The organism is Streptomyces sp. NBC_00490 (assembly GCF_036013645.1).
GTDB lineage: Bacteria > Actinomycetota > Actinomycetes > Streptomycetales > Streptomycetaceae > Streptomyces > Streptomyces canus_F.
In genome coordinates this window covers 4,761,193-4,772,104 of sequence record NZ_CP107869.1, presented here as the reverse complement: position 1 = coordinate 4,772,104, position 10,912 = coordinate 4,761,193, and the positions used below count along the sequence as shown (strand labels likewise).

General features: G+C 71.2%; 9 protein-coding genes. 5 read left to right on the top strand and 4 right to left on the bottom strand.

Translation table 11 applies throughout. The features are described 5' to 3' along the window. Positions 1–180: 180 nt before the first annotated feature. Positions 181–576 carry a nitroreductase/quinone reductase family protein gene (locus OG381_RS21465; RefSeq protein ID WP_327717690.1) on the bottom strand — a complete coding sequence of 132 codons (396 nt, stop codon included), beginning with the start codon at positions 574–576 and terminating at the stop codon, positions 181–183. 36 nt (positions 577–612) lie between these two features. Between OG381_RS21465 and OG381_RS21460 the strand changes: the two genes are divergently transcribed. Then, positions 613–1,446: an endonuclease/exonuclease/phosphatase family protein gene (locus tag OG381_RS21460; RefSeq protein ID WP_327717689.1), complete on the top strand. Its 834-nt coding sequence runs from the start codon at positions 613–615 to the stop codon at positions 1,444–1,446. Between the two features lie 11 nt (positions 1,447–1,457). Here the strand turns inward: OG381_RS21460 and OG381_RS21455 are convergent, their stop codons facing one another. Further along, positions 1,458–2,975, bottom strand: a complete 1,518-nt coding sequence (locus OG381_RS21455) for a CehA/McbA family metallohydrolase (protein WP_327717688.1) — start codon at positions 2,973–2,975, stop codon at positions 1,458–1,460. A gap of 128 nt (positions 2,976–3,103) precedes the next feature. Here OG381_RS21455 and OG381_RS21450 point away from each other — a divergent pair, with 128 nt between their 5' ends. The 3 genes from OG381_RS21450 (at position 3,104) to OG381_RS21440 (ending at position 7,364) form a co-directional block, all read left to right on the top strand. After that, the gene (locus OG381_RS21450) at positions 3,104–3,949 is read left to right on the top strand and encodes an LLM class F420-dependent oxidoreductase (protein ID WP_327717687.1); all 846 of its coding nucleotides are present in this window, start codon (positions 3,104–3,106) and stop codon (positions 3,947–3,949) included. A 163-nt stretch (positions 3,950–4,112) separates the two neighbouring features. Continuing rightward, positions 4,113–6,698, top strand: coding sequence for a bifunctional FO biosynthesis protein CofGH (locus tag OG381_RS21445; protein WP_327717686.1), 2,586 nt, complete (start codon positions 4,113–4,115; stop codon positions 6,696–6,698). 108 nt (positions 6,699–6,806) lie between these two features. Next, complete coding sequence (locus OG381_RS21440) at positions 6,807–7,364, top strand: hypothetical protein (RefSeq protein WP_327717685.1); 558 nt, start codon at positions 6,807–6,809, stop codon at positions 7,362–7,364. On the opposite strand, the gene OG381_RS21435 is transcribed toward OG381_RS21440, so the two are convergent. Continuing rightward, the gene (locus OG381_RS21435; RefSeq protein ID WP_327717683.1) at positions 7,361–7,855 is read right to left on the bottom strand and encodes a DUF2165 domain-containing protein; all 495 of its coding nucleotides are present in this window, start codon (positions 7,853–7,855) and stop codon (positions 7,361–7,363) included. The two genes, OG381_RS21440 and OG381_RS21435, sit on opposite strands and share 4 nt — an antisense overlap. Positions 7,856–8,092: 237 nt before the next feature. On the opposite strand from OG381_RS21435, the gene OG381_RS21430 reads away from it, so the two are divergent. Beyond that, entirely contained in the window at positions 8,093–9,208 is a 1,116-nt protein-coding gene (locus tag OG381_RS21430) for an ADP-ribosylglycohydrolase family protein (RefSeq protein WP_327717682.1), read from the top strand. Between the two features lie 16 nt (positions 9,209–9,224). Here the strand turns inward: OG381_RS21430 and OG381_RS21425 are convergent, their stop codons facing one another. After that, positions 9,225–10,793 carry a sodium:solute symporter family protein gene (locus OG381_RS21425; RefSeq protein ID WP_307029415.1) on the bottom strand — a complete coding sequence of 523 codons (1,569 nt, stop codon included), beginning with the start codon at positions 10,791–10,793 and terminating at the stop codon, positions 9,225–9,227. Positions 10,794–10,912 lie beyond the last annotated feature (119 nt).

Genomic DNA, 10,912 nt, shown 5'->3' with positions numbered 1-10,912 from the left:
TGTCCCGGCGCCCGCTTCGGGCACAGTCGTCCCATCGAGATTATGGTGCGGGTCGAGGACGGCGAGGTCTGAGCCGAGGACACGGGTGGGGACCGGGTCCCGGTGGTGCTGCTGCATCCCGCCGACGCTGCGGGCGCCCGAAGTGGTGCGCGACCTGGTGCTGGAGATGTGCGCCAGGTCCTAGCCGTCCAGGTCCACCCGTACCGTCAGCAGTCCCGACCCCATCGCCCGCACGGCCGTGCTGTTCATGCGCGGCAGACCCCGCAGCCGGGCGATCGGGTCGTCGTCGGGCAGGAGATGGGCCGTTCCGGTGTGCCAGCGGCCGCGCAGGCGGACCCGGACGCGCGGGTCGGCCTGGATGTTGCGGACGTACTGGGAGCGTTCGCCGAACTCGGAGACCAGCCAGAAGGAGTCCCCGACCCGGCGGCCGCCGACCGGGGTCGGGCGGGGGAGGCCGGAGGTGCGGCCGGTCGTCTCCAGCAGGGTCTGGAAGGGGAGGCGGCGCAGGATCGGGTTGCCGATCCGGCGCTGGAGGGCGGACACGGCACGGTACTTGCGTTCGTTGTGGCGGGGCATGGTTACCGAGTCTCCAGGAGATTGCGGTGATGGGCCATGCGCGTGGTGACGTGGAACCTGTGGTGGCGGTTCGGCCCGTGGGTCGAGCGGCAGAAGGCGATCGTCGCCGTCCTGCGGGAGCTGCGGCCCGACGTCGTGGGCCTGCAGGAGGTGTGGGCCGATCGCCGCAGCGGGGACAACCTCGCCGCCTGGCTCGCCGGGGAGCTCGGACTGCACTGGACCTGGGCCGCCTCGCACGCGCCCGAGCGCTGGCGGCGGCGGATCGGGGACCCGGCGCTCGACATCGGCAACGCGGTGCTGAGCCGCTGGCCGGTGCTGGAACAGGACGTCCTGCGCCTGCCCGCCCCGGCCGACCTGGACGACGGCCGCCTCGCCCTCCACGCGCGGCTGGCCGCCCCCGACCACCCCGTCCCCTTCTTCACGACCCACCTCGCCTCACCCCTGCACGCCTCGGCCGTACGCCGTGAACAGGTCACCGCCCTCGCCGAGTTCGTCGCCGCACACCGGGACGGCACCGTCTTCCCGCCCGTCGTGACCGGCGATTTCAACGCCTGGCCCGACTCCGACGAGATCCGCCTCTTCGGCGGCCTGCGGACCGCTCCCGTCGTTCCCGGCCAGGTCTTCTTCGACGCCTGGGAGTACGCCGACCCGGCCGCCCCCGCCACCACCTGGGGCCCGGCGAACCCGTACGTCCACCCGGGCCTGGGACCGGGCGGCCGTATCGACTACATCCACGTCGGCGGCCCGGCCGGTCCGGCAGGGGAGGGCACGGTGTTGGGGGTGCGGCGGGCCGGGAACGGACCGGTGGACGGGGTGTGGCCGTCCGATCACGCGGCGGTGGTCGCCGACCTCGCGTCCCGGCATCCGTGATCCGCCCGGGCCTAATGGACCCGGCCCAGGAAGACCGGGTTGGTGAACGCCGCGAGCGCGCCCGGCAGTGGTCCGGTCGCCGTCTCGTGCCGCAACTCCGCCCGCACGTACGCCGCGTAGGCAGGCGTGGTCCGCCACTCGAACACCCCCGACCCCGCCACCGGCAGCGGCCCGCCGGTGAACAGCACCCCCTGGTCGGTCACGAACCGGACGGTGCAGCGGGGCGCGCCCGCCACCTCCAGGCGTACCGTCACCGGCGTGTCCGGGGCCGCCGCCAACCGCCCGCCGATATCGGCGTGTTCGCCCTTGCCGCCGGTCGCCGTGAAGCTCAGCGACACGTTCTTCGACTCGGCGACATACGACCGCCCCGCCCGGATCCCCTCCTGGATCGCCTCGCGGGACAGGTCGTCGGCGAGGACGACGGTCTGGGGCAGGCCGACGACGTCCGGGTCCCGGTGGGCGTCGCTGTTGCCCATGGCCGGAATCCAGTCCCGACCCTCGCGTACGGACGCCACGAGCATGCCGTCCCAGTCGGCCAGCGCCACCTCGTCGTCGGGCGTGTAGGGGCCGTTCCACACCTCGACCGCGTCCGCCTCGCCGAAGCCGAACTTCCAGTTGCAGCCGATGCAGGTGGCGTGCGGATGGGCGGGGACGACCAGCCCCCCGGCCTTGCGGATCCGGCGGGCGAAACGGCCGAAGCGGTGGTCGCGGGCCCGGTAGCGCCAGTCGACGAAGGTGCCCGGGTCGGTGCCGAGCGCCACCACATGGCCGTTCCTCGTGGTGACCTCCTCGCCCAGCATGATCAGCAGGTCGTCGCCCGCCTCGTCGGCCCAATGGGCGTGCGCGGCATGGGTGTTGTGCTCCGAGGTGTTGATGAAGTCCAGGCCCGCCGCCCGGGCGAGGGCCGCGATCTCGGCCGGGGTGCGGCGGCCGTCGGAGTACCAGGAGTGCAGATGGCAGTCGCCCCGGTACCAGGCACGGCCCCGCCCCTTCGCCCGCCCGGGCGGGTAGACCGGCTCGACGACGGGACCCTCTTCGCCGTAGGTGAGCGTGACGGTGATCTCGTACGACAGCCCCTGCGGCGCCACCGTGTACGGGCCGAGCGCGATGTGCCAGGTGCCCGCGCGCACCCGCCCCGGGAGGTACCCCGGCGTCGCGTCGTCGGCCCGGAGGAAGAACTCGCTGCGCGCCCCTCCCGACCAGCCCCGGAAGCCCGGCCCGCCCAGCTCCGTCCCCCGCTCGTCGAAGATGCCGATGTCGAGGGCGTTGCCGGCCGTGCCCGCCGGGACGGAGGGGCGGTCGTAGGTGTAGGAGACCTTGATCTCCCGCACGCCGGAAGGGACTTCGACCGGCACGTACACGAAGTCGGGGGATCCGGTGGGCAGGGTGCCCCGGATCGTCCTGGTCTCCTGGTCACCGTCGGCGGCCGCGGCGAAGGTCACGCTTCCCAACGTAAGCGCGGCGGCGGTTCCCGTCACGAGGAGTGTGCGTCTTCCGATGCTGTGATGGAGCTCGTTGTCGTCACACATGCCTCAACTCTCCCGGACGTCCGTGAACTGCCGTGGAAAGACAGGGGAATTGGGGCGACAGAGAAATCCAGCGAAGATGCCGACCAGTCGGTATGGACAGATGAGGCCCCTCCGGGTACAGATAGGGCATGCGTATCTCCGCGACGATCTTCCTCACCGACGAGACGATCACCCCGACCCGGCTCGCCCCTGAGCTGGAGCAGCGGGGGTTCGCCGGCCTGTATCTGCCCGAGCACACCCACATCCCGGTGGAGCGTGTGACGCCGTACCCGGCGGGCGGCGAGCTGCCCCCTGAGTACGGCCGCACCCTGGACCCCTTCGTCACGCTCGGTCAGGCGGCGGCGGTGACCGAGCGGCTAGGCCTCGGCACCGGCATCACCCTGGTCGCCCAGCACGATCCGATCGACCTCGCCAAGCAGATCGCCACGCTGGATCACCTGTCCGGCGGCCGGTTCACCCTGGGCCTCGGCTTCGGCTGGAACGTGGAGGAAGCCGCCGATCACGGCGTCGCATGGCGCACCCGGCGCGAGCTCGTACGGGACCGGATGGCCCTGATGCGCGCGCTGTGGTCGGAGGAACCGGCCGCGTACGAGAGCGAGTTCGGGAGCGTACGGGCCTCGCACGCGTACCCCAAGCCGGTCCAGAAGCCGCGCGGCCCGGTGGTGGGGCCGCGGACCCTGGTCGGCGGTGCGGCGGGCCCGAAACTCTTCTCCCACATCTGCGAGTACGCCGACGGGTGGCTGCCGATCGGCGGGCGCGGCCTGACGGAGTCGCTGCCGGTGCTGCGCGCCGCCTGGGCGGACGCGGGCCGCGACCCGGAGGCCCTCCAGATCGTCCCGTACGCGGTCTTCCCGACCCCGGGCAAGCTCGCGCACTATGCGGAACTCGGCATCGAGGAGGTCGTCGTCCAGCTCCCGCCGGAAGGCGAGTCGGAGGTCCTGCGGGTGCTGGACGAATACGCCGCGTACGTCTGACCGGGGGCGATGGAGCCCACCTAGGGGCGCGAGGCTGTGCCGATGTGCGGCTACCGCCGCGTGGGCGCGACCAGCCACATCGAACCCGCACCCGGCAACGCACCGCACCCCCAGACAACCCCGACCCTGCTGAACCGGCGGAGCCCCTCCGTATGCTCGAAGGATGACGACTTCCGCGACCCCCGGAACCGGCCCGACCGAGAACTCCATGCGTCGCGCCCTCAAACGCGCCCGTGACGGCGTGGCCCTCGACGTCGACGAGGCCGCGGTCCTCCTCCAGGCCCGCGGCGCGGCCCTCGACGATCTCACCGCCTCCGCCGCCCGCGTCCGTGACGTGGGCCTTCAGGCGGCGGGCCGGCCCGGTGTCATCACGTACTCGAAGAGCGTCTTCATCCCCCTGACCCGGCTGTGCCGGGACAAATGCCACTACTGCACGTTCGTGACCGTCCCCGGCAAGCTGCGTCGCGCCGGGCACGGAATGTTCATGTCCCCGGACGAGGTGCTCGACATAGCCAGGCGCGGGGCCGCGCTGGGTTGCAAGGAAGCGTTGATCACTCTGGGCGACAAGCCGGAGGACCGCTGGCCGGAGGCTCGAGAATGGCTCGACGCGCACGGCTACGACGACACCATCGCCTACGTCCGCGCCATCTCCATCCGCATCCTGGAGGAGACGGGCCTGCTGCCCCACCTGAACCCCGGCGTGATGTCGTGGACGGACTTCCAGCGGCTGAAGCCGGTCGCGCCGTCGATGGGCATGATGCTGGAGACGACGGCCACCCGCCTCTGGTCGGAGCCGGGTGGCCCGCACCACGGCTCCCCCGACAAGGAGCCGGCCGTGCGTCTGCGGGTGCTGGAGGACGCGGGCCGTTCGTCGGTCCCCTTCACCAGCGGCATCCTCATCGGCATCGGCGAGACGTACGAGGAGCGGGCGGAGTCCCTCTTCGCGCTGCGCCGCGTGGCCCGCTCGTACCACGGCATCCAGGAACTGATCATCCAGAACTTCCGCGCCAAGCCGGACACCGCGATGCGCGGCATGCCGGACGCGGAGCTGGACGAGCTGGTGGCGACCGTGGCGGTGGCCCGGCACATCATGGGCCCGTCGGCCTGTCTTCAGGCTCCGCCGAACCTGGTCGACTCCGAGTACGAACGTCTCATCGGCGCCGGCATCGACGACTGGGGCGGGGTCTCGCCGCTGACGATCGACCATGTGAACCCCGAGCGCCCCTGGCCCCAGATCGAGGAGCTGGCCGAGCGTTCGGCCGCCGTCGGCTTCTCCCTGCGGGAACGCCTCTGTGTGTACCCGGAGTTCGTGGGGCGCGGCGAGCCGTGGCTGGACCCGCGGCTGCTGCCGCACGTACGGGCGCTGGCGGACCCGGAGACGGGACTGGCACGTCCCGACGCCGTCGTGGAGGGCCACCCCTGGCAGGAGCCGGAGGAGGCGTTCGTGTCGTCGGGCCGTACGGACCTCCACACCACCATCGACACCGAGGGCCGTACGTCGGACCGCCGCGACGACTTCGACGAGGTGTACGGCGACTGGGGCGCGCTGCGGGAGGCGGCGGCACCGGGGATGGTCCCGGAGCGGATCGACACGGACGTACGCCAGGCCCTGCGGGTGGCGGCCGACGACCCGACCCGTCTGACGGACGCGGAGGCGCTGGCGCTGCTGCACGCGGACGGGCCGGCCCTGGACGCGCTCTGCGGTGTCGCGGACGACGTCCGCAAGTCTGCGGTCGGCGACGACGTCACGTACATCGTCACGCGGAACATCAACTTCACCAACGTCTGCTACACCGGCTGCCGCTTCTGCGCGTTCGCGCAGCGCCGCACGGACGCGGACGCCTACACCCTGTCCCTGGACCAGGTGGCCGACCGCGCCCAACAGGCGTGGGAGGTGGGCGCGGTGGAGGTCTGCATGCAGGGCGGCATCCATCCGGACCTGCCGGGGACGGCGTACTTCGACATCGCGAAGGCGGTGAAGGAACGGGTCCCGGGGATGCACGTCCACGCGTTCTCCCCGATGGAGGTGGTGAACGGCGCGACCCGTACCGGGATGTCGATCCGGGAGTGGCTGACGACGGCGAAGGAGGCGGGGCTGGACTCCGTCCCCGGCACGGCGGCGGAGATCCTGGACGACGAGGTCCGCTGGGTCCTGACCAAGGGCAAGCTGCCGACGGCGACGTGGATCGAGGTCATCACGACGGCGCACGAGGTGGGCATCCGCTCCTCGTCGACGATGATGTACGGCCACGTGGACCAGCCACGGCACTGGCTGGGCCACCTGCGCACCCTCGCCGGCATCCAGCAACGCACGGGCGGCTTCACGGAGTTCGTGACGCTCCCCTTCATCCACACCAACGCGCCGGTGTACTTGGCGGGCATCGCGCGCCCCGGTCCGACGATGCGGGACAACCGGGCGGTGACGGCGATGGCCCGTCTTCTCCTGCACCCCCACATCCCCAACATCCAGACCAGCTGGGTGAAGCTGGGCTCGGAGGGAGCGGCGGAGATGCTGCGCTCGGGCGCCAACGACCTCGGCGGCACGCTGATGGAGGAGACCATCTCGCGGATGGCGGGCTCGTCGTACGGCTCCTACAAGTCGGTACGTGACCTGGTGGCGGTCGCGGAGTTGGCGGGCCGCCCCGCGAGGCCACGCACCACGCTCTACGGCGAGGTCCCGGAGGAACGCCGGCGGGCGGCGGCGGCGTCCGACGGCCACCTGCCGGAGCTGCTGCCGGTGCTGGACTGAGGTCGGGCCGGGCCGGACAGGGGGGTCGGGCTTGGGGCGGGAGCTTGGTGTGGGTCGCAGTACGATGATCGGACCCCTGTTTGTCCGGAGGGGGCCGTAGCTGAGGAGATGCGTGCCGTGCCTGCCCCGAAGGTCTGGGTGACCGGTCTGACGGTGGGGGCGATAGCCGCCGTCGCGGTCCTCGCCGTCAAGGCGGACGAGGGCACCAAGCCCACGGCCGCCCCTCGCCCGAGCGCCTCCGCCTCGGCGCATCCCTCCGCGTCCCCGACGAAGCCGACGCCCGCCGCGGTGCCGGACGACTCCGGCACCGGTCGGCGGATCGTCTACTCCCTCGCCGAGAAGCGGGTCTGGCTGGTCGACGCGAGCGACGCGGCCCAGCGCACCTTCCCGGTCTGGCCGGGCACGGTGAGCCCCGACCCCGGCACCTACAAGGTCGACGTCCGCCACGACGCCACGACCGGCTCCGACGGCGTCCAGATCGAGCACATCGTCTACTTCGCCAGCAAGTCGGGCCTCTCCATCGCCTTCTCCAACGCGGTGGACGGCTCATCGCCCCCCGCGGTCGCCTCCGGCGCGCAGACGAGCGGCATCCGCATGGCGAAGCCGGACGGCTCGGCGCTGTGGACGTTCGGGGAGACGGGGACGTCGGTGGTGGTGGTCGCCTAGCGTTCGGCGGACGGCAACTGCACCACCACGAGCGTGACCCCGCTCAGCAGGAACACCCGCAGCGCCGCGTCCAGCCCGTTCCAGTTCTCCGACTGCCACATCGAGAACCACTCGCCGCCGATCGCGATGAACCCGGCACCGAAGAGCAGCATCACCATGAGCAGCCCGTACGTGGAGAAGCGCCGGGCGCGCGGGTCGTCGCGCCGGGTCCACAGCCAGGTGCCGTAGACCAGCACCAGGGCCGAGAGCACCTCCCACACGATGATCGCGACGTACGCCGTGTCCTGAAGTCCCTTGCTGGTGATGGCCCGCCACATCAGGTCGTCGTCCTTGAAGGTGGTGTCCATCGCCAGGACATGCTGGACGAACGCCTGGTTCGTCCCGAAGTCCGTGATGTTCCCGAACGCGACGAGCGCCATGTAGAGGGCGACGGTCGCCGTGAGCAGGGTGGCGGCGAGATGGAGTGCGCTGCGTGGGGATGTCGTGGCCATGGCGATCAGCTTTCCCCTCCGACGCCCGCCGTACGCCGTACGCATTGAGCCAGAGTGGCCGACGCCGGGCCGACCGGTTGCAGTGTGACTTGGTACGGGTGATACCCGACCACCCAGGTCCATTTCTGACCACTTGGGGCACACCCCCCATACCCCTACGCCTCTGAACCGACCGTTCCTGGTCGATTACAGTGCTGAATCGTCGTGTACGCGGGCGGTGCCGCTGGGGAGGTCTTGGTGGGTGCGACAGCCGGGGCCATATGGGGCCGTGTCGAGCAGCAGGACTTTCGGAGCCGGGTGCGGGGGACGTTGCTCGGGGCCGCCGTCGGGGACGCGCTCGGGGCTCCCGTCGACCAGCTCGATCTCGACGGGATACGGGAGGCGTACGGCGCCGAGGGCGTCCTCGATCTCGGGGCCGCCTACGGCAGACGCGGGGCCGTCACTCATCTCACCCAGCTCACCCTCTTCTCCGTCGACGGACTCATACGGGCCCAGGTACGCCGCGACATAGGGGCCTGGCATCCGCCCACCGATCTGCACCGGGCGTACCTGAGATGGGCCGCCACCCAGCGGGACTGGGGGCCCGACGAGCGGCGGAAGGAAGACGGGTGGCTCGCCAGGGAGGAGTGGCTGTACGCCCGGCGTGACCCCGCCCGCTCCCTGCTCGTCGGGTTCGGCGACGAGAACATGGGGACCCTCGATGCGCCCAAGAACCCCGGCGAGGCGGGGCCCGAGGCGGCCGCGCGGTCCGCGCCCTTCGGGCTGCTCGTCGGATGGGAGCCGCAGCTCGTCGCACAGCTCGCGGTGGAGTGCGCCGCGCAGACGCACGGGCACCCGGTCGCGTACCTCTGCGCCGGGGCGTACGCCGTCATCGTGCACGCGCTGGCCCGCGGCGAGAGCCTCGACGGGGCCGTCCAGCGGGCGCTGGCGCTGCTGGCCGCCCGGCCGGGTCACCAGGCCGTCTCGGATGCGTTGCAGCACGCGCTGGGCGCCGTACGGCAGGGCATGCCGACCCCGGAGCGCGTCGGGGAGCTCATGGGGGAGGGGACGGCCGAGGGGCTGCTCGCCGTCGCCGTGTACTGCGCCCTCGTCGGCGAGGACGTCCGTCAGGGGCTCTGCCTCGCCGTCAACCACGACGGGCCCTCCGCCGCGGCCGGCGCCCTCACCGGTGGCCTCCTCGGCGCCCTGCACGGCGAAACGGCCCTCCCGCCGGCCTGGCTGGCCGAGCTGGAGGGCCGTCCCACGTTGCTGGAACTCGCGGACGACTTCGCCATGGAGATGACCCAGGGGCCCGCGCTCCACGGTCCGGCGGGGTCGTCCCCCGGGTGGCTGGCCCGGTACCCGAGGGGCTGACCCCCCGGGAGCCGGCCTAGTCCTTCGTCCGTACCACCTCGTCCACCGGACCCGCCGGCACCGGCACCGCGGCGGCCGCCGCCCCGTCCCCGTCGGTGTTGATCTTCTCGATGATCGCGAGCCGCTCCGGGGTGTCCTCCGGCTTCACGAAACCGATGAGGATGTAGAGGACCAGCGACACCGCGAGCGGGATCGAGACCTGGTACTGGAGCGGGACGCCGCCGTCGACGTTCCAGTTGATCGGGTAGTTGACCAGCCAGAAGGCGAGCAGACCCATCGACCAGCTGGTGAGCGCGGCCGTCGGGCCGGAGCGGCGGAAGGGGCGGAGCAGACCGAGCATCATGGGGATCGCCATCGGGCCCATCAGACCGGCCACCCACTTGATGACGACCGTGATGATGTCCTTGAACGCGGGGGAGTTGACCTGCGTCGCCGCCGCCATCGACAGGCCCAGGAAGACGACGGTCGCGATGCGGGCGACCTTCAGGCCCTGGCCCTCGTTCCACGTCCGCGCCCTGCGCCAGACCACCGGCGCGCAGTCCCGGGTGAACACCGCGGCGATGGCGTTGGCGTCGGAGGAGCACATCGCCATGGTGTGGGAGAAGAAGCCGACGATGACCAGGCCCAACAGGCCGTGCGGGAGCAGTTGTTCGGTCATCAGGCCGTAGGAGTCGGAGCCGTCGGGCTTCTGGGACTCGACCAGCAGCGGCGACATCCACATGGGGAAGAAGAGGACGACCGGCCAGACCAGCCAGAGGATCGCGGACAGCCGGGCCGAGCGCTCGGCCTCGTACGCGTTGGCCGTGGCCATGTAGCGCTGGGCCTGGTTGAGCATGCCGCCGTTGTACTCGAAGAGCTTGATGAAGAGGAACGCGAGCAGGAAGACCGTGCCGTACGGGCCGACCAGCGGCTCGCCGTGGCCCTGGAGCTCCGGACGGTCCCAGGCCTCGAAGAAGCCGATGCCCTTGTCGCCCAGTTCCGCGACGACCGCGATGAACATCGCGACACCGGCGAGGAGCTGGATGACGAACTGGCCGAGCTCGGTCAGCGCGTCCGCCCACAGACCGCCGATCGTGCAGTAGACGGCGGTGATCGTGCCGGTGATGAGGATGCCCTGGTTCAGCGAGATGCCGGTGAAGACCGACAACAGGGTGGCGATCGCCGCCCACTTGGCACCCACGTCCACGATCTTCAGCAGCATGCCGGACCAGGCCAGCGCCTGCTGCGTCTTGAGGTCGTAGCGGTTCTTCAGGTACTCCAGCGGGGAGGCCACGTGGAGACGTGAGCGCAGCCGGTTGATGCGCGGCGCGAACAGCTTCGAACCGATCGCGATGCCGAGGGCGATGGGGAACGACCACGTCACGAAGGAGGTGACGCCGTAGGTGTAGGCGATGCCCGCGTACCCGGTGAACATCACCGCGCTGTAGCCCGACATGTGGTGCGAGATGCCGGAGAGCCACCAGGGCATCTTGCCGCCGGCGGTGAAGAAGTCACTGACGTTGTCCACGCGCTTGTGCGACCACACGCCGATCGCGACCATCACGCCGAAATAGCCGATGAGCACGGCCCAGTCGAGACCGTTCATGTGCGCCCTCCCAGGGGTTCGACCCGGCGCTCATCGTGGGCGCTGTCGCGTGAACACGACAAGTGAGCGTAAGGTCAAAGGGAGGTAAAAGTATTCGACATGATGGCCTCAGTTCACCT